The organism is Priestia sp. GS2, from assembly GCF_036409025.1.
In the GTDB taxonomy this organism is placed as follows: Bacteria; Bacillota; Bacilli; order Bacillales; family Bacillaceae_H; genus Priestia; species Priestia aryabhattai_A.
Genome location: NZ_JAZGJX010000001.1, coordinates 233,151 through 256,865, shown reverse-complemented (window position 1 = coordinate 256,865; position 23,715 = coordinate 233,151). Strand labels below are relative to the sequence as shown.

The window sequence follows — 23,715 nt, the reverse complement described above, 5'->3', positions numbered from 1 at the left end:
AATATTACATAGATTCACGCTTTGGCACCCCAGCTTCTTTTGATAGATGAGCAACGTGATCTTGTATTGGTAAGAGTGCATAATTTAAAACATCTGCTAGTTGAGTCACTGGTAAAATTTCAATTCCTCGAATCTGTTCTACCATTCCATTCATATTTTCCTTTGGAACGATTACGTGAGTTACTCCTGCCTGCTTTGCAGCTTTAATTTTAGGAATGACGCCTCCAATTGGTTTAACATTTCCATGCAATCCAATTTCTCCAGTCATTGCAACTGTATGTTTGATTGGCACTTCATAGATAGCAGAATAAATGCCTGTTGCCATGGCAATTCCAGCCGAAGGTCCATCAATTGGTACTCCTCCAGGAAAGTTTACATGAATATCATATTCATCGGCAGGCACAGCCATGGAGCGGAGTACAGTAATGACGTTTTCAATTGAACTTCTTGCCATACTTTTTCTTCGTACTGATTTTCCTTGCCCATTAATGTTTTCTTCTTCAACTATACCTGTGATGGTGATATTTCCCTTTTCTTTTGCTTTAATTGCTTTTACTTCAATTTCTAACAGCGCACCAGAATTAGGTCCATATACAGCTAATCCATTAATTAGTCCTACTTGTTCTTGTTCTGGAATCTTCGGCTCGTGACGTGGAGTTAGCTGACTCGAATGAATAATCCATTCAATATCTTCATTCTTTATGTCTTTACGATCTTCTGAAATTGCCAATCCAGCTGCAATTTGCATCATATTAACCGTTTCTCGACCATTGCGAGCATATGTAGACAACATAGACAGGCCTTTGTCTGTTACTTCCATTTGTACTTTTTGAGCAGCTTTTTTCGCAACACTAATGATTTCATCTTGATCAAGTTCACGAAAAAACACTTCCACACAGCGTGAGCGAATGGCTGGCGGAATTTCATTAGGTGTTCTTGTTGTGGCCCCAATTAAACGAAAGTCTGCAGGGAGTCCATTTTGAAAGATGTCGTGAATATGAGTTGGAATTTGTGCATTTTCTTCACTATAATACGCACTTTCCATAAACACTTTTCTGTCTTCTAATACCTTTAGTAATTTGTTCATTTGGATAGGATGTAGTTCACCAATTTCATCAATGAATAAGATTCCTCCGTGAGCATCCGTTACAGCACCTTGCTTTGGCTGAGGAATTCCAGCTTGTCCCATAGCCCCGGCTCCTTGATAAATAGGGTCATGCACAGATCCAATAAGGGGGTCTGCAATTCCTCGTTCGTCAAAACGCGCTGTCGTCGCATCAAGCTCTACAAATACTGATCCTTTTTTGAAAGGAGACTTCTGATTCTTTTTTGCCTCTTCTAATACAAGACGAGCTGCTGCCGTTTTACCTACGCCTGGAGGTCCATATACGATAACGTGCTGTGGGTTTGGACCACATAGCGCGGCCTTTAAAGCACGAATGCCATCTTCTTGTCCCACGATATCATGAAAACTTGACGGCCTAACTCTTTCTGCTAATGGTTCAGTTAGTGAAATGGCACGCATTTTTCGCAATTGATCCATTTCTTTTTTTGATTCCCGATCAATTGATACCTTTTGTGTGCGCTGATTGCGCAATAAGTTCCAAAAGTACAAGCCAATAATGATACCAAAGAACAGCTGAACCATTAAGGCAATATTCGTCCAATTCATAAGTAACCTCCTGCAACAATTGTTAAGATAATTATTTGTTATTATCTCCTTGCAACAGGTGGAATAAACAAATTTAGCATAAAATTCTTTATAAAATAAAAAAAACAGAGCGCTAAAAAACTAACGCCCTGTCTTCTTATTTATTAAGCAGATGTTTTACTTCCCTGTTCAACGGTTGAACCATCTTCTAGAATAAACTTAGGTGCTACTTGATCACGAACCGTTTCTCCAGTGATAATACATTTTACAATGTCTTCACGGGAAGGCAAATCATACATTACTTCTAGCATAATGCCTTCAATAATTGAACGTAGACCACGTGCACCTGTTTTACGTTCAATTGCTTTACGAGCAATTTCAACAAGTGCTTCATCTTCAAACTCTAGCTCAACATTATCTAGCTCAAGAAGCTTTTGATATTGTTTTACTAGCGCATTTTTTGGCTTTGTTAAGATCTCAACAAGCGCTCCTTCATCTAAAGGTACAAGGCTAGCCGTAACAGGTAGACGACCGATAAACTCAGGAATTAAACCAAATTTTAATAAGTCTTCTGGCAGCACTTTTGATAATAATTCTTTATCGTTAAGATCCGCTTGCTTTGTTTCTGAACCGAATCCAATTACTTTCTTACCTAAACGACGCTTGATAATTGGTTCAATACCATCAAATGCCCCACCACAAATAAATAGAATATTTGTGGTGTCAATTTGAATGAATTCTTGATGCGGGTGCTTACGTCCACCTTGTGGAGGAACGCTTGCTACAGTTCCTTCAAGAATTTTAAGCAATGCTTGCTGAACACCTTCACCAGATACGTCACGCGTAATTGATGGGTTTTCAGATTTTCTTGCTACTTTATCAATTTCATCGATATAGATAATGCCTTTTTCTGCCTTCTCTACATCATAATCAGCAGCTTGAATTAGCTTTAGTAAGATGTTCTCAACATCCTCACCAACGTAACCAGCTTCTGTTAATGACGTCGCATCAGCAATAGCAAACGGCACGTTTAAAATGCGAGCTAAAGTTTGAGCAAGTAATGTTTTACCACTACCCGTTGGACCAATTAAAGAAATGTTACTTTTAGCTAGTTCAACATCATCAATCTTACTGTTGGAGTTAATGCGTTTATAATGGTTATAAACAGCTACAGCCAAAGACTTTTTCGCTTCATCTTGGCCAATTACATACTCATCTAGAATTTCACAGATTTCTTTTGGTTTTGGTACATCTTTAAACTCTACTTCTTCTTCTGTTCCAAGCTCCTCTTCAACAATCTCAGTGCAAAGCTCGATACATTCATCACATATGTAAACACCTGGACCAGCAACTAATTTACGAACTTGTTCTTGTGTTTTACCACAAAAAGAACATTTTAGTTGCCCTTTTTCATCGTTAAATTTAAACATAATTTTCACCCCTTATAGTAATGACTAAAGTGCTGGAAGCTCACTTAATCCGAGTTATTTGCCAACTGCTCTTTCTCTTCTTAGTAAAAGCATGACCTTTTATCATACCGAGTTTTCCATGTATGAAAAGATTTGTATTGCATTTTATCATACATTTTTCGGAATAGATACTAAAACGTTTTATGTATAAACACTTGATGAGTGAAAAGCATCGATTGGCTATTATGTATTGTCAGCTTATTAAGCCAATTTCATAACTACGGATTTTTGACAATTGAACAAAACAGCGTGCTGGCGTGTCGTTATGGTATGAAAAAACTTTTGAAGGTTATAAAACAAGGCACGATCAAGTCGCGCCTTGTTCTTTACTATTATTATGCTACAGCTTTGCTGTTTTCTACAAGAAATTCTACAGCTTTGCGAATCTTCATGTCAGCTTTAACTGTTTCAAGACTGCCAAGCACTTTCTTAATTTCTTCGACAGGCATGTTGTACATTCCTGCCATGCTCTCTAATTCTTTTTCTACTTCTTCGTCAGTTACTTCAAGATTTTCAGCTTGAGAAATAGCTTCTAACGTTAAGTTGATCTTCACGCGCTTTTCAGCGTCTGGACGCATTTGGTCACGTAAAGCTTTTTCATCTTGACCAGAGAACTGGAAGTATAGCTCAAGGTTTAAACCTTGCATTTGTAAGCGTTGCTCGAATTCTTGCATCATGCGATCCATTTCAGTTGCATACATTGCTTCTGGAATTTCAACTTCTGCGTTTTCAGCAGCTTTTTCTACTAATGCATCACGTAGAGCTGATTCAGCTTCATTTGTTTTTGCAGTTTGTAGGTTTTCTTTTGTTTTTGCTTTTAATGCTTCTAAAGTTTCTACTTCTTCGTCTACATCTTTAGCAAACTCATCGTCTAATGCAGGTAATTCTTTTGCTTTAATTTCGTGTACTTTCACTTTGAAAGTTGCTTTTTTACCAGCAAGCTCTTCAGCATGGTACTCTTCTGGGAACGTTACTTCAACGTCTTTTTCAGCTCCAACTTCTAAGCCTACTAATTGCTCTTCAAAGCCTGGAATAAATGTGTTAGAACCAATTTCTAATGAATAGTTCTCACCTTTTCCACCTTCGAATGCTTCTCCGTCAACGAATCCTTCAAAGTCAATTACAGCAGTATCGCCTTCAGCAATAGCACCTTCTTCTTTTACTACTAGCTCAGCTTGACGCTCTTGAAGAGATTTTAATTCTGCTTCAACATCTTCGTCAGTTACTGTTGCGTCTAATTTTTCAACTTCTAAGTTTTTGTATTCGCCTAATTTTACTTCAGGCTTAACTGTTACTTTAGCAGTGAAAACTAAATCTTGTCCTTTTTCGATTGTTTCAACATCGATTTCCGGACGATCTACTGGCTCGATACCAACTTCGGCAACAGCGTTGCTGTAAGCTTCTGGTAATAAGATATCTAATGCATCTTGGTATAAAGATTCTACACCAAAGCGTTTTTCAAATAGTGGACGTGGCATTTTCCCTTTACGGAAACCTGGTACGTTTACTTGTTTAACAACTTTTGTGAATGCTTTATCTAAGGCTTTATTGAATTCAGCAGCTTCAACTTCTACTGTTAAAACGCCTTGATTACCTTCTTGTTTTTCCCATTTTGCAGACATGTATATTTCCCTCCAAAATCATTTTAAGTAGTGATTTTCACTCTGATAATGAGATCAATGCTTCCTTCATTATCTATCGAACTCCCTATTACTTTAAAGTAAGTAGGAACGTGATGTAAAGATGAAATTCTACTATACTTGTTTAAGTGCATTTTACAACCATTATATTATAACATACAACAAAGACGTTTCAACAAAACACCTCATTTTATATTAAAGAAATTTCTTCAATTTCCTTTAGGTGTTTAATAGCTTGTTTTAAATCATCAGCAGAGAAGTTATGCATTAATGCAATTTGCTCAGTATCAACCTCTTCACCATATAGTTCATTTGCAACTGCATATAGCGCCTCCACCCAGATATCTACATGTTCATTAACCGGATTCAATGGAAATAAAACATACAAATAGCGATTCCAAATCTCTAAGCTTGCTTGAAGCATAGTGGGATTTTCGTGTTCCAACTTTTCCCTCAGGGATTTCTCAACATGAATGGCTAAAGGAGATGGTATTAGTTGTTGTAAAGTGAGCGGATTAATTTTTTTCTCACGCTGAAATTTGTTGATTTGAAAGTCATAGTTAACCTGCTCCTTCATTAATATTTTAAGAGCCTCAGTTTTCACAATAGGATGAATGTATTCATTTTTAAATAGCTCTTGTAAAAAGAAGCTATACTGATTCATTCGATGGAGAGGGAGCGTATGTAAATAATCAATTTGATTTGCAACGACCGTCTCATTTAAGAACTCTTTTAAGCGTGTAAGTTGCTCCTGCTCTGTTTGTCCTTCTATATCCATTTCTTGATTCATTCTTGATAAGCAAAACGCTAAAAGTTGATTAATTTGTTCTTGATACTCAGCAGGTACATCATGTTCTTCTACAACAGCCTGCAAGGTTTCATAACCTTCTTTGTACTCACCAAGCTGTATAAGAATCATTAAAAGCATTTGTAGATTATCATAGTAATGTCCGATATCTTCATGTAACATCTTTTTACAAATCGTTTTAGCTGTTTCGACCTCACCTAGCTCTAAATAGCATACAGCTAGCCCGAACAATACGTCTCGGTGTTCTTGGTCTATTCCATATGCTTGCTCAAATAAATTCAGAGCCTCATTAAAGCGCTTATGCTGTAGATATTCTTTCGCTTTTTCTACTAAACGCTCTTGCAAATGAGGAAACGCAATTACATTATCTCGCTTTTGCTCTGTCATATTCTCTCCTCACTTCACATTTACTTGCTATACAGTTTAGCAAGTTGTCTAATAGAACGCAAAAAAGAGCCGAGCAAAGACGTAACTTTGCCCAGCTTTTTTCAATATCGAACGGTATTGTGTTCATACTGATCAATGTCAGAGTCAAACGATAATGTATAACCAATTTCATCAAACCCATTTACAAGCATATATTTCCAATGGCTATTAATGTCAAACGTTCGTTTGAATCCAGCTTTATCTGAAATTGTTTGCTGATGTAAATCAATTGTGCAATTATAATCAGCTGCTTTGGACTCCTTCAATAGATACTCAACATCTTCAACCGGTAATGTAATTGGTAGAATTCCATTTTTCAGACAGTTTTGTTGAAAGATATCTGCAAAGGATGGCGCTACAATAGCTCTAAAGCCGTAATCTAACAATGCCCACGGTGCATGTTCACGTGAAGAACCACACCCGAAGTTTTCATTTGCAACTAAGATTGTTGCTCCTTCATTTTCAGGCGCATTTAGCTCAAAGCTAGGATTTGGTGTTACTCCATCTTCATTATATCGCCAATCAAAAAATAAATATTTTCCAAAGCCAGTACGCTCAATGCGCTTTAAGAACTGCTTTGGAATAATTTGATCTGTATCGACGTTAGAGCGGTCCATCCCGGCTACTTTTCCTGTTTCAACTGTAAATGCATTCATGTTACCTCTCCTTATCTCACAGCTTCTTCTTGTAATTTACGAACGTCTACAAAGTGACCATATACTGCTGCTGCCGCTGCCATTACCGGACTAACAAGGTGTGTTCGTGCCCCTTTACCTTGACGTCCTTCAAAGTTACGGTTTGACGTGGAAGCACAGTGTTCCCCTTGAGGAACTAAATCTGAGTTCATTCCTAAACACATGCTACATCCTGAATCGCGCCATTCAAATCCGGCTTCAACAAACGTTTTAGCAATGCCTTCCTCTTCAGCAATACGCTTGATTTTCTGAGAACCTGGTACAACCATCGCTCGCACATTCGGTGATACTTTCTTTCCTTTTATAAAAGAAGCTGCATCACGCAGATCCGATAAGCGAGCGTTCGTACAGGAACCAATAAACACGTGTTGAATTGGAATATCTTCAATTGCCATACCTGGAGTTAACCCCATGTAGTCTAGCGCTCTTTCCAATGATTTGCGTTCTGAATCTGTGTTACACGATTCGAATGTAGGAACTGTTTTACTAATGTACGAACTCATTGCAGGGTTTGTTCCCCATGTCACAACAGGCTCGATTTCATTTGCATCAATTTCTAGCGTTTGATCGTATTCTGCTCCTTCATCAGAAGCTAACGCTTTCCACTTTTCAACTGCTTCAGCGAACTTTTCACCTTTTGGTGCATATTCTCTTCCTTTAATATAAGAAAAAGTTACTTCATCAGGGCTGATTAAGCCTGCTTTTGCTCCCGCTTCAATGGACATGTTACAAATGGTCATACGCTCTTCCATCGAAAGCTGCTTAATACAATCCCCCGTGAATTCAATGATAGATCCTGTTCCGAAGTTCACACCAAATTTCTGAATAATTGCTAGCACGATATCTTTTGCAAATACACCGTTTTTCTTTTGGCCATTTACTTTTACTTGAATCGTTTTCGGCTTTGCTTGCCAAAGTGTTTGAGTAGCTAACACGTGCTCAACTTCACTCGTACCGATACCAAATGCTAATGCCCCAAACGCTCCGTGGGTAGATGTATGGCTATCCCCACATACTATTGTCTTTCCAGGCTGCGTTAAGCCTAATTCTGGTCCAATAATATGAACGATTCCTTGTTCTTCATTCGTTAAGTCTAACAACCTCACGCCGAACTCAGCACAGTTTGCAGATAATGTATCAACTTGTTTTTTTGCAATTGGATCTTTGATGTTGAAACGGTCAACGGTTGGAATATTGTGATCCATCGTTGCAAACGTCAAATTAGGTTGCCTTACTTTTCGTCCAGCAACACGTAAGCCTTCAAATGCTTGAGGTGACGTTACTTCGTGAATAAGATGAAGGTCAATGTATAATAAATCCGGCTTCCCCTCTTCTTGGCGTACTACATGCTGTTCCCATAGTTTCTCAATAATGTTCTTTGCTTTCATCTTGCTCCTCCTTTCCAGTTATGAAAAACGTTTCTCACACAAAGGTGAGAAACGCATGATTAACTATAAGCCGTCATAATGTTAATAATTGCAGAGTCATCAGCAATCGTATCTACAATTGCTTCGACCATTTTTTCAGTTGATAAATAATGTGATCCGTTCGCTAAATCTGCTGTACGATGACCAGCGTTTAATACGTGTTCTACCGCTTGTTCCACTGCCTTGGCTTCTTCTTCAAAGCCAAATGAATGTCTTAGCATCATCGCTGCTGATAAAATAGCTGCGATTGGATTGGCTTTATTTTGCCCGGCAATATCTGGTGCTGAGCCATGAACAGGTTCATAAAGAGAAGGTCCGTTTAATGTCAAACTAGCAGATGGTAACATCCCTAAAGATCCAGCTAGCATCGACGCTTCATCACTTAAAATATCTCCAAACATGTTTTCAGTAACTACTACGTCAAAATGTTTTGGGTTGCGGATAAGCTGCATTGCTGCTGAATCTACTAGCATATGTTCAAGCTCAATATCCGGATAATCTTTTGATACTTCTTCAGCGACTTCACGCCATAAACGACTTGACTCCAATACATTTGCTTTGTCAACAGACGTAACTTTTTGACGACGAACCTTTGCTGTTTCAAATGCTTGACGAATGATGCGCTCAATTTCTTCGCGCTTATAATATAGCGTATCTACAACGGCTTCTTCGTTCCCATTTGTGCGGCGTTCGCTTGGTTTTCCAAAATATAAACCGCCTGTTAGTTCACGTACGATAATGAAATCAACATCTTGAATATATTCTTTTTTCAAAGGAGAAGAATCTGCTAAACTATCATAATAAGTAACTGGACGTAAGTTAGCATAAAGGTCCAGTTCTTTACGAATTGCTAATAAGCCTCGCTCTGGACGGAGGTGTGTAGGAACAGCATCCCACTTAGGGCCACCTACAGCACCAAGCAATACTGCATCCGCTTCTTTACAAACTGCTACTGTACTTGCTGGAAGGGGTACTCCTTCTGCATCGATAGCAGCTCCTCCAATTAACCCATAGCTAAATTCAAACTGATGGTTAAAGCGTTGACCGATGGCGTTTAAGACATCAATCGCACCTTTTGTAACTTCTTTCCCAACTCCGTCTCCAGGTAACACAGCTACCTTTTTTGTCATGATAGTCTCTCCCTTCTTGTTTACGTATTACACTTCTTGCTCAATACGGTGCTGCTTAATAGCAAATAGGCGATTAATTGCGTTAATATAGGCTTTTGCCGATGACTCTAGTACATCAAACGCTACACCTCTTCCACTTACTTCAACACCGCCACTTTGTACTTTAACAAATACTTCTGCCAGCGCATCCGGCCCACCATTAATGGACTGTAAGCGATAATCTAACAGCTTTACATCTTGTTCTAAACAACGTGCCAGCGTATTGTAAATCGCCTCAACGCTTCCTGATCCCGTTGCTGCTTCTTGAACAACATCTCCATTCTTACGTTGAAGCGTGATTGTAGCCGTTGGAATATTATTAATACCATACTGCACTTGAAGTCCGTCTAGCTTATATTCAACATCATCGTTAACTTGCTTGTGCACTACTAATGCAAACAAGTCATCGTCTGTGATGTCTTTCTTTTTATCTGCTAAGTCCTTAAACTTTTCAAATAGAACGTTTGCTTGCTCATCTTCTAGAACAAACCCTAACTCTACTAAACGTGTACGGAATGCATGTCTTCCAGAATGCTTCCCAAGCACAATTGGATTTTGTTTCACTCCAACAAGCTCTGGCGAAATAATTTCGTATGTTAGTGGATTTTTCAAGACACCATCTTGGTGAATACCAGATTCGTGAGCAAAAGCATTTTTACCTACAATTGCTTTATTAGGTGCAATCGTCATGCCAGTTAGCTTACTAATTAAATCACTTGTTCGCTTAATTTCTGGTAAAACTAGGCCTGACTCAGCTTGATAGAAATCTTTGCGAATGTTTAAAGCAAGCGCAACTTCTTCTAAAGCCGCATTTCCAGCACGCTCACCAATCCCATTGATTGTACCTTCAATTTGTGTTGCTCCTGCTTCAATTGCAGCAAGTGAATTAGCTACAGCTAAGCCTAAATCATCATGACAGTGAGCAGACAATGATACTTTATCAATGTTTGAAACATTTTCTTTTAAATATTGAAAGACAGATCCATAGTGAGCCGGCGTTGTATAACCAACCGTATCCGGGATATTAACAACCTTAGCCCCTGCGTCAATGACAGCTTCTACAATCTGTGCTAGAAACGGTAATTCGCTTCGGCATGCATCTTCAGCAGACCATTGAACAATCGGAAATTTTTTCGCTGCGTATTTCACCATTTCAACTGCTGTTTCTAACACTTGCTCTGGTGTCTTTTTCAACTTATGTTCCAAGTGAATTGGAGAAGTAGCAATAAATACGTGCAGCCTTGGTTCAGCACTGCTTTTTAAGGCTTCCCAAGCGATGTCAATATCCTGTGTAACAGACCTCGCAAGGCCTGTTACAGAAGAATGTTTGACAGTCGACGCAATTTCCTTCACCGATTGAAAATCGCCTTTTGAAGAAGCTGGGAAACCTGCTTCGATTACATCAATACCTAAGCGCTCTAATTGTTTTGCAATCTCAAGCTTTTCTTGTAGGTTTAAGTTAACTCCTGGTGATTGTTCCCCGTCTCTTAGCGTCGTGTCAAATAGGTTAATTTTTTGCACTAGCGACCACCGCTTCTTTCTTTTGTTTTTTTACAAATGGCATCATTTCACGTAGCTGTGCACCAACTTTTTCAATTAAATGCTCATTTTCATTGTTATTGATTGCTGTAAATTCTGGACGATTTGCTTGGTTTTCCAAGATCCATCCTTTAGCAAATTTACCTGTTTGAATATCTTCAAGCACTTTTTTCATTTGTTCTTTTGAACGCTCATCTACAACGCGTGGACCTGATACAAAGTCACCCCATTGAGCCGTATCAGAAATTGAGTATCTCATTCCTGCTAATCCACCTTCATACATAAGGTCAACGATTAATTTTAATTCATGTAAACACTCGAAGTATGCAACTTCTGGCTGGTAACCTGCTTCTACAAGTGTTTCAAAACCTGCCTTTACTAATGATGTTAAGCCACCGCAAAGAACTGCTTGTTCACCGAATAAATCTGTCTCTGTTTCTTCTTTAAATGTTGTTTCTAATACGCCTGCACGAGCTGATCCGATTGCTTTTGCGTATGCTAACGCAATTTCTTTTGCCTCACCAGTTACGTCTTGGAATACAGCAAATAGAGCTGGTACACCGGCACCTTCTTCGTATGTTCTTCTCACAAGATGTCCTGGGCCTTTAGGAGCTACTAAGAATACATCTACAAATTCAGGAGCAACGATTTGGTTGAAGTGGATGTTAAAACCATGTGCAAATACTAATGATTTTCCTGGTTTTAATCCTGGTAAAATTTCTTCATTATATACTTTTGGTTGATGCTCATCCGGTAATAAGACCATCACAACTTCAGATTGTTGTACAGCTTCTTTTACTGAAAGAACTGTGAATCCATCTTGTTCAGCTTGATCCCATGATTTACCTTTTCTTAAACCAACAACTACGTTTACTCCGCTATCGCGTAAGTTTTGTGCATGAGCGTGACCTTGTGAACCATATCCTACGATTGCTACTGTTTTACCTTGTAAAAATTGATCCTTTGCGTCACCGTTATAATATACTTTTGTCATAATAAATCTCTCCTCTTTGTTTTTAATTTTTTATAGGTTAATTTTTTGTTTAAATCCTAGTTAAATAATTGATGACCATTTTGCAGCTACTTTTTGTGTTCCACGCGGCACAGCTACGGTACCCGTTCGCGTTACTTCTTTCAGCCCATATGGTTGAAGTAAATCAATCATAGCTTCGATTTTACTCGATTCACCCGTTACTTGGATGATTAAGCTATCTCGACTAACATCAAGAATGGTTGCTCGAAAAGGTTCAATAACTGCATACAACTCATTTCGGCTGGCTGGTGTTGAAGCTACTTTCATTAAAGCAAGCTCACGTGAAACAACCGCCTGTTCAGTAATGTCCTGAACTTTCAAGACGTCAATTTGTTTGTTTAATTGCTTAATTACCTGCTCAGCAGCCCCATCATCTTCCACGTTTACTACAAACGTCATACGCGATACGCCTTCTGACTCGGTATGCCCCACTGAAATACTTTCAATATTGAAATTTCTTTTAGTAAATAACCCTGTTACTCGGTTTAAAACACCTGCTCTATTTAACACTGTTGCTGTTATAATCCGCTTCACGGTTTCACCCCCACCATTTCATGAAGTCCTTTTCCAGGAGCAACCATCGGATACACATTTTCTTTTGGTGCTACGAAGAAATTCATTAACACTGGACCATCCGTCTCCATCGCTTCTTTTAACACAGCGTGTGCCTCTTCTTCAGTCTTTGCTTGAAGTCCTTTAATACCATAAGCTTCCGCTAGTTTCATAAGATCTGGCTGATTTGGAATCAGTGAATGAGAATATCGCTCTTCATAGAAGATTTCTTGCCACTGTCGAACCATTCCAAGAGAATGATTGTTTAATATAACCACTTTCACAGGTAGATTAAGCTCATGAATCACACCTAATTCCTGAAGCGTCATCTGGAAGCCGCCATCCCCAACAACTGCTACAACTGTTTTATCTTTGTTTGCCAGCTGTGCACCGATGGCAGAAGGTAAACCAAATCCCATTGTCCCTAAGCCGCCTGACGTTACCCATCGATCTGGATTGTTGAACGTATAGTATTGAGCAACCCACATTTGATGCTGGCCTACGTCTGTTGTCACTACGGCATCTCCATCCGTGTATTGATGTAGTAGCTCAATCACTTTTTGAGGCTTTAACACTTCTGAAGAGTTCTCATACCATAAAGGATATTCTTGTTTCCATCCCGCTAACTTCTCATGCCATTTCGTATAATCTCCTGTTTCTCCATCTTGTAAAAGAAGCTGTGCAAGCACTTCTTTTGCGTCTCCCACAATCGGGATTTTCGTTGGTACATTTTTACCAATTTCAGCTGGATCGATATCGATGTGAGCAATTTTAGCATTTGGTGCAAAGTGCTTTAAATTGCCTGTTACACGATCATCAAACCGAGCTCCGATGCTGATGAGTAGATCACTCTCATAAATCGCCATGTTTGCTGTGTACGTGCCGTGCATACCGGCCATTCCTAAATGAAGCGGATGATCCGCCGGAAAACAGCCTAACCCTAACAACGTGTTCACAACAGGAATGTTTTGCTTTTCCACATAATTTTTTAATTCTTCTGAACCTTTACTCAATAATACACCCGCACCTGCTAAAATAACTGGCTTTTTAGCAACTGTTACCGCTTCGGCTAATTTCTTAACCTGGAGCTGGTTTGGCGTGTATGTAGGCTGATAGCCTGGTAAGTTAACCTCACCTTCATAGCTAAACTCACCATCTCCTTGTGCCATGTCTTTTGGAATATCAATTAAGACTGGACCAGGCCTTCCCGTTGTTGCAATGTGAAATGCTTCTTTAATAATTCTTGGCAAATCACTGACTTTACGCACTTGATAGCTGTGCTTGGTAATCGGCATTGTAATTCCTAATACGTCGGCTTCTTGGAACGCATCTGAACCAATTACACTTGACGCTACTTGCCCCGTAAATACAACTAAAGGAAGTGAGTCAATCATTGCGTCCGCCAAACCAGTTACAATGTTTGTAGCACCAGGTCCACTCGTAGCAATGACAACACCAGGCTTACCAGAAATTCTCGCATACCCTTCAGCTGCGTGAATCCCACCTTGCTCATGACGAGCAAGTACATGAAACATTCCTGAGCCGTAAAGCTTATCATAAATTGGTAAGACAGCTCCTCCTGGGTAACCGAAAATGACGTCAACATTCTCTCTTCTTAGAGATTCAATCAACATATCAGATCCATTCATTTGTTTCCCAATGTTTGCTGGCTCTTTTGTTTGCATATTGGCTCCCACTTTTTCTCATCCTTTCGTTTTCTTAATAAAAAGAAAAAAAGACTCTCCACCCCTGACAAAGACCCACTTTATTAAGATAGGTCAAGGGGCGAAAAGTCTTTTGTACTTTACGCGGTACCACCCTCATTTGTAGTCACGAAGACTACCTCATGAATGTATAAACATTCGTTTTGATAACGAGTGTGTTGGAATAACACTCGGCCATCCTTACTCAATTCAGGATGACACTCTGAGGTGAGTTCACTTTGATGTGGTAACGTCGGCTTCCAGCAACCCGACTCTCTGTTGATACCAAACTATCAAAATTACTTATCCTCTTCAACGTTTTAGTTCATTATTTTATCCTGATGTTATTCTCAGATTTTCACTTTCAAATAACAGAGAAAACTAACGTTTTCAACTAATTAAAATTTTTAGAAAACTTATATTTGAGGACTATCTTACGCCCATTTTTATACATAGTCAACCGTTTTTTGAATATTTTTTAGATAATTTAGACTAAACAGAATTTTTGGATACGCTTTCATCATTGAGACTCTAAGGATGAGAGGATTTAAAAAAGTTTTTCTATCGAGTTCATTTGTATTCCTTAGAAAAACAAAAAGCCTACTTTTTATCTTAAAATAAAAAGTAGGCTTTTAGGACGTCCCAGGAGAGATTCGAACTCCCGACCGACGGCTTAGAAGGCCGTTGCTCTATCCTGCTGAGCTACTGGGACATATTGTTAAATTGTTTCAAAGACATTTTTAATTATATTTAAATACAATTAAAAAGTCAACGTTTTTTTAAAAATAAATGAGAAGAGAGGAGAAATTTTCTCTTCTCATTTATTTTATTTATTTTTTAAGCAAGCGTGCACGTCAGCTGCATGCTAGGAATACGCTCACCGCTTATCTCATAAAACTGTACAGTTGCTTCATTGTCTTCAAGCTCAAGTATAGCATACGTGCGCTCTTTTCTCATACGAGGCAGTAAAATACTTCCGGGATTAATAAATAATACGCCATCCATTACTTCTGCTCCTGCAACGTGAGAGTGACCGAAGCATGCGACATTCGCTCCTACTTCCCTTGCCTTGTAGTGAAGATTCATCATTGACATTTTAACGTTATATAAATGACCGTGTGTTACCAAACATGTAGCTTCTCCCACTTTTTCAACGCGATCGTTGACATAGGATGCATCGTAATCACAATTTCCACGAACACTTAAAAAGTTCGCCATTTCTTTACTATTTTGCAAAAGTTCTGAGTCACCACAATGTATCATTTTATCTACATCTGCATGTCTCTCCTTAATTACGATTAACTCATCTTGTAATCCGTGGCTATCGCTTACAATCAATAGTTTCACACGTCATCACTCCTTTAAAATTGGGCATCAATCAGTGGTTCAAGTTTTTTCAGTGCGTTTGCTCGGTGGCTAATTTTATTCTTTTCTTCTTTCTTCAACTCCGCCATAGCACGCTTCCACTGTTCAATATAGAAAATTGGATCATAGCCAAAGCCATTTTCTCCTCTTTTCTCTTCCAAGATATATCCTTCACACGTTCCGTCTACTGTAATTGTATCTTTGCCTGGTACAGAAAGAGCCAGCGTACAATGAAACCTTGCTGTTCGTTCAGCAAACGGCACACCGTTCAACTTTTCTAGTACTTTCTCTATATTAGCATTATCATCCTTTTGTTCGCCAGCATATCGCGCTGAATACACGCCCGGTTCTCCGCCTAACGCATCAATAGATAACCCTGAATCATCCGCTATAACGGCAGTATGTAATGTATGTGAAATTGCTTCAGCTTTTAAAATGGCATTTTCAGCAAAAGTTGTTCCCGTTTCTTCAACATCAGCAATCTCAGGAAAATCAAGCAACGACTTAACTTCAATGCCTTTAGAAGAAAAAAGTGTTTGAAAATCTTTTACTTTTCCTGCATTCTTTGTTGCAATAATAACTTCTCGAACCATCTTAATCTCCTCCACACCTAATGTTAATATCTTTTCTTATAGCGATTGAAGTACTTGCTTTTGCGCTTCAATAAGGTGCTTAATTCCGCTTTCTCCCAAAGAAATTAATTCATCAAGCTCTTGCTTAGAAAACGTTGCCTCTTCACCTGTTCCCTGAAGCTCAACAAATTTACCTTGCCCTGTCATAATAATGTTCATATCAACTGCTGCAGTTGAATCTTCTTCGTAATTCAAGTCTAGAATCGCACCATGTTCATCGTGTATTCCAACAGACGTAGCAGCTAGATAATCTGTAATTGGCATTTCCTTAATCTTTTCTTCTTTAAGAAGCTTTTCAAAAGCGAGGGTCATTGCAACAAACGCTCCTGTAATAGATGCTGTACGAGTACCTCCATCAGCTTGAATAACATCACAATCAATCCAGATTGTTTTTTCGCCCACTTTATCTAAATCTACAACTGCGCGGAGAGCACGCCCAATTAAGCGCTGGATTTCCATTGTACGCCCCGTCACTTTTCCTTTAGTAGATTCACGAATATTTCGCTGCTGCGTTGCTCTTGGAAGCATAGAATATTCAGCCGTAATCCAACCTTTTCCTTGACCACGCATAAAAGGTGGTACTCGATCATCAATACTTGCTGTACAAATTACTTTCGTATCTCCTACAGATATTAACACAGAACCTTCAGGGTGCTTTAAGTATTCCGTTTGAATGGTAACCGGACGCATTTCCTTTTGATTTCGACCATCATTGCGCATATGTTCTCCTCCTTAAATATGATTTTTTTATATGTATCATTTCGTATAAAACGATGTCAAACACAACACTTTTTATTATATACCTATATCATTCATAAGCATACCTATCCAACAAGAAAAGAGGTCGCTTTTATAAGCGCACCTCTCATATTTTAACCATCAATATAGTAAGAAAATTTTTAGAAACTTTTTGTGTTCACATTTTTCGGTCGAGAAACTGGCTCAGTTAACTTTTTTCCTTCTTCATTTGTTAACGTCTTCTTACCATCTACTTTAATCGCAACGCTCTCAACACCTTTTTGCTCTGTCAATGAAAGGACAAGTGAATCTAATACTTGTTGAGATACTTTGCTTCCTTTCAGATTACCAAAAATGTTTTCATTGAACGTTAACGTTAACTTACCATCCGCATATTTCGGCTTAGATACAAGCTGTGCATCTGGATTAAAGTCTGTAACAAGCCCTGAAGAAGCAGATGGGCCTTCCACTAACTCATTAACAATAGCTGTATACATATCGCTCTCATTCGCCTTGATTCGTTTCGTAACAGGAACGTAGTATGTGTGCTTCCCGTTTTGAGCTAAATAATAAACTGTAGCCGGCTTTGTTTGAGTAATATTTACAACACCTGCATTATCAAAATTAATCCCATCCGCTCTGCTTAATCCTTCGCTAATTGGCGTATTATTAACTGGCATTGTGTCTTTATCATAACCATTAATACGAAGCTTAACTTTTTTTACTCCGTCAAACTGAGTAAGCGTCCAAGTAATCGCTTGTAAAATACGCAGTTCATCTTCTTTTTTATAATTGGCAAACTCAGGTGAAAAATCAGCAATCATCGTCCCATCTTTTTCCAACTTCGTTCCTAATACGCGGGTATCTGCTGGCAACACTGCGCGGAAACCATCTGGCAACAGATTTGAAACTTCTCCACCTTCAATTAAATACTCAAGGGATTGTTTTGCAACACCTTTTTCATTCGGCATAGTTAATGTTTGAGGCACAACATAGCCATTTTTATCAATTAAATAAACTTCTGTTTTATTTTCAGCTTTAGACTTTGCTGCTTCTTTTTTTTGATCGTTTCCTTCTTTTGCTACTTTACCTTCGGTTTCCAATGCTTTTTCATCTTTAACATAGGTGACATCTTTTGGTGGATCAATTTCTGCCGTTTTTTCACCGCCAAACATCCCACACCCCGATAATAGTACCGATGTAGCTACCACTGCTGACACCATGATAAGATTTGTCTTTTTAGACATTTCTTCCCCTCCTCAGACGGTTTGTACTATTATGTATACGAGCCTTTTTTTATTTTAGACCGAAGGAATTTATTTTTTCATACGAAAGGAGCAGCCACCTCTCACTGCTCCTTTCGTATTGATTATAAAACAATATGATTTACGTTATACACCGGATGTTCAAACCACTTCGATGCAATAGATTGAAAAAGCTCAACCGATCCCGTTGTAAAAAATTGATGCTCAGGTAATTCATCGCTTGATGCTAGTAAATTACTATAGGATAAGATAGCGCTCACCTCAATCGCTGTCTCCTCACCAGAGCTTATCAGCTGGACACCACTTCCAATTACCTGTTGAATAACTGGTCGTAACAGCGGGTAGTGAGTACATCCTAAAATCAACGTATCAATATCCGTGTTAGTCAACGGCCTTAAGGTTTCCTTTACAATCCGTAAAGCTTCGTCACTTTCATAATTACCGCTCTCGACTAACGGTACAAATAGTGGGCAAGCTAGATTATCTACTTCTACTCGATTATGCAAAGCTTTAAGAGCATGTGTATATGCCTGGCTCTTGACCGTACCGTTTGTTCCGATGACACCTATTTTATGATTTTTCGTCACTTTAAGCGCTGCACGAGAACCAGGTTGAATGACCCCAAGTACAGGAATATCTAACTGCTGCTGAATCTCTTCAAGCACAACAGCCGTAGCTGTATTACAGGCAATGACGAGCATCTTTATATTGCGCTCTACTAAATAATTCGTCATCTCCCAAGTAAAAGCTTTCACTTCTTCACTTGGTCGGGGCCCATATGGACAGCGGGCTGTATCTCCGATATACATAATCTGTTCTTTCGGAAGCTGTCTCATAATTTCTTTCGCAACAGTTAATCCACCTACACCTGAATCAATAACACCTATTGGTCTACTCACAAAAATCGCCTCATTTTTCTTTCATTTCATCATGTAATCTCTTTAATTTACCTTGAAGATCTTTTATTTCCTCTTTTGAAAAGTCACTCAGTACACCTTCTAGATAACCTCTTCTTTTATAAATGACTTCTTCAATAATTCGCTCTCCTTCCGGAAGCAAATGGATACGAACAACTCGTCTATCTTTTGGATCTTTTACTCTTATCACCAATTTGTTTTTTTCCATACGATCTACTAAATCAGTTGTGGTACTGCAAGCTAAATAAATTCGATTAGACAAATCACCAATTGTCATATCTCCACGCTCAAACAACCACTGTAATGCAATAAATTGGGGCGGAGTAATTGAATACTGACCTAAAATTTCTCTACCTTTTTGCTTAATGATTGCTTCAATATGCCGAAGCGACCTTTCCAACTCTACTACCATGCTTTCATCTTGATCTCGCAATCATATACCACCTTTCTAACCTTCTAAGGAATTGACCTTATTTCTATTTTTATCTGAACACATAGTGCGCTATGTATTTTCATAACCATCATATTTATTGTCCTCTTTTTCATGCTCTTTTTCAAGCTAGAACTTAAACAGCTGTGTAAAATTTAACCCTTCATTTAGATAAATAAAAAAAGAAGCTCGCATAATGAGCTTCTTTAAAAGAATAAATCTAAGATAAAATACGCAATTGCTGCTAACGTAGCGGAGATTGGCAACGTAATAACCCATGTAATTAGCATGCGCTGTGCCGTCCCCCACTTAACACCTTTAATACGATGAGCTGAGCCAACACCAAGGATTGATGATGAAATAACATGCGTCGTACTAACTGGTAGGTGAATAAAAGTCGCTCCAAAAATAATCGCTGCACCGGTTAAATCTGCTGCTACACCGTTTACCGGGCGAATCTTCATAATCTTACCACCAACTGTTTTGATGATTTTCCAACCACCAACAGATGTTCCAATTCCCATTGCTAATGCACAAGAGAGCTGTACCCACCACTGAATATCAGTTGAGCTCTGCATGTTATTTGCAATTAAAGCCATTGTAATAATCCCCATCGCTTTTTGAGCATCGTTCGTTCCGTGAGTGTAAGATTGTAATGCCGCTGTTAAGATTTGAACATGTCGAAACTGCTTGTTAGTCTTAGATAAATTGCTATTATGTTTAAAGACTAACTTTATAATGGTATATACAATATAACCAACCACAAAAGCAAGAATTGGTGAGAAGATAAGAGCTTGAATAATTTTGATAAAACCACCATAGTTTAACGCACCAAATCCCGCTGCTGCAATGGCAGCTCCTGCAATAGCACCGATAATAGCATGAGAAGAACTACTAGGTATTCCGTAGTACCACGTAATTAAATTCCACGCAATTGCAGCGATTAACGCAGCTAGTATTACAACGGATCCATTTTGAAGTGTAAATGGATCAACGATATCTTTTGTAATTGTTTTTGCAACTCCTGTAAAAGTCATTGCGCCTACAAAGTTCATTGTTGCCGCCATAATAATGGCATGTCTAGGCTTTAACGCTTTTGTTGAAACAGACGTAGCAATTGCATTTGCTGTATCATGAAATCCGTTGATAAAATCAAAGGCAAGCGCTCCAACAACAACAAGGATAGTTAAAAGTAACAGTGAATCCAATTTTATTGCCCCTTTACGCGTTCTTCATGATAACTGTTTCTAAGTTATTAGCAACAGTCTGACAGTAATCTGCCACTTCTTCTAATATTTCATAAATTTCTTTATACTGAATTACTTTAATTGGATCTTTACATGTAGAAAACAGTTGCTTCAATGCTTTTCTATATAAAATATCGCATTGAGACTCATACTCTTTAATTTTAATTGCATGTGCACTAATTTGAGATAATTTCTTTTCAGATAAAAGATTGATTGTTACTAAAATTTCTGCTGCACAGCTTTGAATATTCTTCACAAATTCTTTTACATATTCATCAAATTTTGCAATTGAGTAAATTTCCAGCATAGCAGCAAAATTATCAATACCATCTAATACGTCATCTAGACTCATCGCTAATTGTAAAATATCCTCACGTTCAATCGGTGTGATAAATGCTTTATTTAGTTCTGTAATTACTGTATGAACATACTGGTCACCTTTTGATTCGTATGCTTTTAATACATTAGCGAATTCTTTTAAATCTGATACATTGTTTAATTCAAAGTTACCTAAAAAGTCAGCTGATTCTTTTAGGTTTTGAGCAATATCAAGCAACATTTCAGAAAATTTGTCTTTTTTCCTTTTAATCACGGTAAAGCCTCCATCCAATTTATTAACCTCTATAAGGACTCGTTATATGTAATTTTTTTAGTCCCTATTTTAATCAAGCTTTTATCATAGATTATGTCTTTTTACATCATTCGACAAAAACTTAGCTTTTTCACTGAATTTTTTAATACCAAAACAAAAATTACTCCTATTATGCATGAATGTCAATATGTTTTCAGATGAATTGTAAAGACTTAACTTTACAATTTTATTCCCTTATTATACAAATCCTTGTTGTATCAAGGGATAACAAACAATTGGATAATATTGAGATTTACAAACTTTTAACATTTTTGTTTATTCAGAAAATTAAATCGAAATCAAGAAGAAGGGGAGTACTTAAATTCTCCCCTCTTTTTTTCTTATTTAATTGTTATGTTTGATTAAATATATTTTTCACCTTTGGCGTAACATCATGACTACCTTTTTTTACATCCTCAACCATCATAGCTACCAGTAAATGCGGTGACTCCGTATCGACTGCTACAAACCAACCATTCTCTTTTCCTTTTTCCCCTTGAGAAAGTTTTAACTCTGCTGTACCAGTTTTTCCAGCAAGTGTTAAACCATTTATCTTCGCTTCTTTTGCTGTGCCATTAGAATCTTCAATAACACCAATCAGACTTTCCTTAATGTTTAAAGCTGCTTCATTGCTCATTACATCTTTCTTCCAAAATTCTAGCTCTGCTTCTTCATTCATAATAAGCTTTGGTTTAATCATATTACCATCGTTTACAATAGAAGAATAAATAGATGCTAGATGGAGAGGACTAACCTGTACTTCTCCTTGTCCATACGCTGAATTTGCTAAAAGAAGTTCAGAGTCTATAGAATTACTTTGTGAAATTTTAGATGTTTGAAACGGAAAATCAATTGGTAACTTTTCGTTAAAGCCGAATTTTTCACTACCTTGCTCAAACGCTTTTACTCCTAATTCTGTTATGGCTTGGGCAAAATAAATATTATCTGATGTGACAAGCGCATCTCGAAAATTCACATTAGGCTGACTGCCTACACGTGTGATATAAAAATCACCCCAACCGCTATCTTTTTGCCATTTATCACCGATTTTCCTCTTTTCGCTCAAATCAAATTTCCCACTATCAGCAATCAGTGCTGCAGATAATAATTTAAATGTAGAGCCAGGTGAATATGTTTTGTTAAAACGATTTAATAGCGGCTTATCTGCATCGTTAGATAATTTACTATACTCTGTAGATGTAATTCCCAAAGAAAAATGGTTTGGGTTAAAAGAAGGTGCACTAACCATTCCTAATACATCTCCTGTTAAAGGATGAATTGCAACTCCTAGACCCTTTTCGCCTTTTACTTGTTCATACAGCTTTTTTTGCATATCTGCATCTACCGTCAGCTTCAAGTCTTTTCCATTTTCAACTTTCTTACTTGCAATTTCTTTTTTTATGTTACCATCAGAACCGATAATTGAAATGATGGCTCCATCTTTGGCACGCAAGGTCTTTTCATATTGAGCTTCTATACCAATTAAACCAGCGCTAGACTGGGAGTTGTACCCTTCACCTTTGTGTTCTGTTAAAAACTCTTCCGTCACGGGAGCTACATAACCTACTAGATGTGCACATGCTTCAGCACACGGATAAATACGTGCAGGTACATTATTTATTTGAACTCCTTCAACACTTAGAAGCTGCTCTTCTCCTTTTAAAGCTTCTTCTTCCGTCATGGTTTTGATTGGTACAAACTGGTCTTCTTTTACCCATGAAGCGTTAAGCGCCTTATCAATTTCTTCAGTAGATATATTTAAAAGCTTGCTTAAGCTCTCTTTATTCTCATCTAATTTTGCATTAAACTTTGCTGGCACAATTCCTATTTGAGAAGCATTTCCATTCTGAGCTAAATAGCTTCCAGAACGATCAGTAATCTCTCCACGTTCAGCTCGTAATGTTCTAACGCTTACTTCATCTCCTTGTGTCATTTCATCAAAAATCATATTAGGTTTCCAAGATACGTTCCACGTGCTTTGATCACCAACTTTTTCTTCAACCAATAGCACATTTTCTTTAAAAGAAATTTTACCAGCTACAGTATCCATGCTTATTTCAAACGGCAAAGAAATTTCACTATTTTCTGGCTTTTCTTCAGATTTTATAATCTTTACTTTTAAATTGGTTACTTCAGCTGCATTATAAATCTTTTGATATCTAGCTACAAACTCATCTTTTGCCAAATCTTTTTTAGCTTCTTGAGATAGATAAGAATACATGTCTTCAAATTTTTGGTCATTCCAAAGCTTCACATATTGTTTAAAGCGATCGTTTGCTGCTTCTTCATTTGAACAGCCCGCTATAATCATGATTAACAGCATCAAACAAAGCATTCTAAATTTTTTCATCGATTCATCCCCTTCACTTGTACTTTTT

The 23,715-nt window shown here is 38.0% G+C and carries 20 protein-coding genes, 1 tRNA gene and 1 other annotated feature; all 21 genes read right to left on the bottom strand.

The window, feature by feature from the left end; genetic code table 11:
* Positions 1–4 precede the first annotated feature (4 nt).
* Positions 5–1,672, bottom strand: a complete 1,668-nt coding sequence (gene lonB, locus V2145_RS01305) for an ATP-dependent protease LonB (RefSeq protein WP_210609430.1) — start codon at positions 1,670–1,672, stop codon at positions 5–7.
* A 143-nt stretch (positions 1,673–1,815) separates the two neighbouring features.
* Positions 1,816–3,081 (bottom strand): ATP-dependent protease ATP-binding subunit ClpX, encoded by a 1,266-nt coding sequence (gene clpX / locus V2145_RS01300; RefSeq protein WP_025908562.1) that lies wholly within the window; start codon positions 3,079–3,081, stop codon positions 1,816–1,818.
* A gap of 374 nt (positions 3,082–3,455) precedes the next feature.
* Positions 3,456–4,742, bottom strand: a complete 1,287-nt coding sequence (gene tig / locus V2145_RS01295; protein WP_210609427.1) for a trigger factor — start codon at positions 4,740–4,742, stop codon at positions 3,456–3,458.
* Positions 4,743–4,950: 208 nt separating this feature from the next.
* Positions 4,951–5,955, bottom strand: a complete 1,005-nt coding sequence (locus V2145_RS01290; RefSeq protein WP_311856488.1) for a tetratricopeptide repeat protein — start codon at positions 5,953–5,955, stop codon at positions 4,951–4,953.
* A gap of 101 nt (positions 5,956–6,056) precedes the next feature.
* The gene (gene leuD, locus V2145_RS01285) at positions 6,057–6,650 is read right to left on the bottom strand and encodes a 3-isopropylmalate dehydratase small subunit (protein ID WP_094911812.1); all 594 of its coding nucleotides are present in this window, start codon (positions 6,648–6,650) and stop codon (positions 6,057–6,059) included.
* Positions 6,651–6,661: 11 nt separating this feature from the next.
* Positions 6,662–8,077, bottom strand: coding sequence for a 3-isopropylmalate dehydratase large subunit (gene leuC, locus V2145_RS01280; RefSeq protein ID WP_210609423.1), 1,416 nt, complete (start codon positions 8,075–8,077; stop codon positions 6,662–6,664).
* A gap of 59 nt (positions 8,078–8,136) precedes the next feature.
* Positions 8,137–9,246: a 3-isopropylmalate dehydrogenase gene (gene leuB, locus V2145_RS01275; RefSeq protein WP_311856484.1), complete on the bottom strand. Its 1,110-nt coding sequence runs from the start codon at positions 9,244–9,246 to the stop codon at positions 8,137–8,139.
* A 27-nt stretch (positions 9,247–9,273) separates the two neighbouring features.
* A complete protein-coding gene (locus V2145_RS01270; RefSeq protein ID WP_210609419.1) occupies positions 9,274–10,806 on the bottom strand; it encodes a 2-isopropylmalate synthase in 1,533 nt (510 codons plus the stop codon).
* Positions 10,793–11,818 (bottom strand): ketol-acid reductoisomerase, encoded by a 1,026-nt coding sequence (gene ilvC, locus V2145_RS01265; protein WP_094911818.1) that lies wholly within the window; start codon positions 11,816–11,818, stop codon positions 10,793–10,795. Before ilvC ends, V2145_RS01270 begins: the two co-directional genes overlap by 14 nt.
* A 60-nt stretch (positions 11,819–11,878) precedes the next feature.
* A complete protein-coding gene (gene ilvN / locus V2145_RS01260; protein WP_094911819.1) occupies positions 11,879–12,391 on the bottom strand; it encodes an acetolactate synthase small subunit in 513 nt (170 codons plus the stop codon).
* Entirely contained in the window at positions 12,388–14,094 is a 1,707-nt protein-coding gene (ilvB, locus tag V2145_RS01255; protein ID WP_179289251.1) for an acetolactate synthase large subunit, read from the bottom strand. The genes ilvN and ilvB overlap by 4 nt, the downstream gene beginning before the upstream one ends.
* A 93-nt stretch (positions 14,095–14,187) precedes the next feature.
* Positions 14,188–14,437: a binding site (T-box leader), on the bottom strand.
* 313 nt (positions 14,438–14,750) lie between these two features.
* Positions 14,751–14,824: transfer RNA gene (locus tag V2145_RS01250), tRNA-Arg, on the bottom strand.
* 125 nt (positions 14,825–14,949) lie between these two features.
* A complete protein-coding gene (locus V2145_RS01245; protein ID WP_311856483.1) occupies positions 14,950–15,459 on the bottom strand; it encodes a metallophosphoesterase family protein in 510 nt (169 codons plus the stop codon).
* 14 nt (positions 15,460–15,473) lie between these two features.
* Positions 15,474–16,070 (bottom strand): XTP/dITP diphosphatase, encoded by a 597-nt coding sequence (locus V2145_RS01240; RefSeq protein WP_311856480.1) that lies wholly within the window; start codon positions 16,068–16,070, stop codon positions 15,474–15,476.
* 36 nt (positions 16,071–16,106) lie between these two features.
* Positions 16,107–16,829, bottom strand: coding sequence for a ribonuclease PH (gene rph / locus V2145_RS01235; RefSeq protein WP_311856478.1), 723 nt, complete (start codon positions 16,827–16,829; stop codon positions 16,107–16,109).
* Positions 16,830–17,008: 179 nt separating this feature from the next.
* A complete protein-coding gene (locus tag V2145_RS01230; protein ID WP_131888357.1) occupies positions 17,009–18,094 on the bottom strand; it encodes a GerMN domain-containing protein in 1,086 nt (361 codons plus the stop codon).
* A 122-nt stretch (positions 18,095–18,216) separates the two neighbouring features.
* Positions 18,217–19,011 (bottom strand): glutamate racemase, encoded by a 795-nt coding sequence (gene racE / locus V2145_RS01225; protein ID WP_397428316.1) that lies wholly within the window; start codon positions 19,009–19,011, stop codon positions 18,217–18,219.
* A gap of 10 nt (positions 19,012–19,021) precedes the next feature.
* A complete protein-coding gene (locus V2145_RS01220) occupies positions 19,022–19,441 on the bottom strand; it encodes a MarR family winged helix-turn-helix transcriptional regulator (protein WP_311856974.1) in 420 nt (139 codons plus the stop codon).
* A gap of 224 nt (positions 19,442–19,665) precedes the next feature.
* Positions 19,666–20,667, bottom strand: coding sequence for an inorganic phosphate transporter (locus V2145_RS01215; protein ID WP_311856477.1), 1,002 nt, complete (start codon positions 20,665–20,667; stop codon positions 19,666–19,668).
* Positions 20,668–20,680: 13 nt separating this feature from the next.
* On the bottom strand, positions 20,681–21,298 hold the full coding sequence (locus V2145_RS01210; RefSeq protein ID WP_094911827.1) for a DUF47 domain-containing protein: 618 nt from the start codon (positions 21,296–21,298) through the stop codon (positions 20,681–20,683).
* Between the two features lie 391 nt (positions 21,299–21,689).
* On the bottom strand, positions 21,690–23,687 hold the full coding sequence (locus V2145_RS01205; protein WP_330987264.1) for a penicillin-binding transpeptidase domain-containing protein: 1,998 nt from the start codon (positions 23,685–23,687) through the stop codon (positions 21,690–21,692).
* Between the last annotated feature and the right edge of the window lie 28 nt (positions 23,688–23,715).

Bases quoted from the DNA above. Each gene is read 5' to 3' on its own strand.
- lonB (WP_210609430.1), bottom strand. From the start codon at position 1,672: ATGAATTGGACGAATATTGCCTTAATGGTTCAGCTGTTCTTTGGTATC.
- clpX (WP_025908562.1), bottom strand. From the start codon at position 3,081: ATGTTTAAATTTAACGATGAAAAAGGGCAACTAAAATGTTCTTTTTGT.
- tig (WP_210609427.1), bottom strand. From the start codon at position 4,742: ATGTCTGCAAAATGGGAAAAACAAGAAGGTAATCAAGGCGTTTTAACA.
- V2145_RS01290 (WP_311856488.1), bottom strand. From the start codon at position 5,955: ATGACAGAGCAAAAGCGAGATAATGTAATTGCGTTTCCTCATTTGCAA.
- leuD (WP_094911812.1), bottom strand. From the start codon at position 6,650: ATGAATGCATTTACAGTTGAAACAGGAAAAGTAGCCGGGATGGACCGC.
- leuC (WP_210609423.1), bottom strand. From the start codon at position 8,077: ATGAAAGCAAAGAACATTATTGAGAAACTATGGGAACAGCATGTAGTA.
- leuB (WP_311856484.1), bottom strand. From the start codon at position 9,246: ATGACAAAAAAGGTAGCTGTGTTACCTGGAGACGGAGTTGGGAAAGAA.
- ilvC (WP_094911818.1), bottom strand. From the start codon at position 11,818: ATGACAAAAGTATATTATAACGGTGACGCAAAGGATCAATTTTTACAA.
- ilvB (WP_179289251.1), bottom strand. From the start codon at position 14,094: ATGCAAACAAAAGAGCCAGCAAACATTGGGAAACAAATGAATGGATCT.
- V2145_RS01240 (WP_311856480.1), bottom strand. From the start codon at position 16,070: ATGGTTCGAGAAGTTATTATTGCAACAAAGAATGCAGGAAAAGTAAAA.
- rph (WP_311856478.1), bottom strand. From the start codon at position 16,829: ATGCGCAATGATGGTCGAAATCAAAAGGAAATGCGTCCGGTTACCATT.
- V2145_RS01230 (WP_131888357.1), bottom strand. From the start codon at position 18,094: ATGTCTAAAAAGACAAATCTTATCATGGTGTCAGCAGTGGTAGCTACA.
- V2145_RS01220 (WP_311856974.1), bottom strand. From the start codon at position 19,441: ATGGTAGTAGAGTTGGAAAGGTCGCTTCGGCATATTGAAGCAATCATT.
- V2145_RS01205 (WP_330987264.1), bottom strand. From the start codon at position 23,687: ATGAAAAAATTTAGAATGCTTTGTTTGATGCTGTTAATCATGATTATA.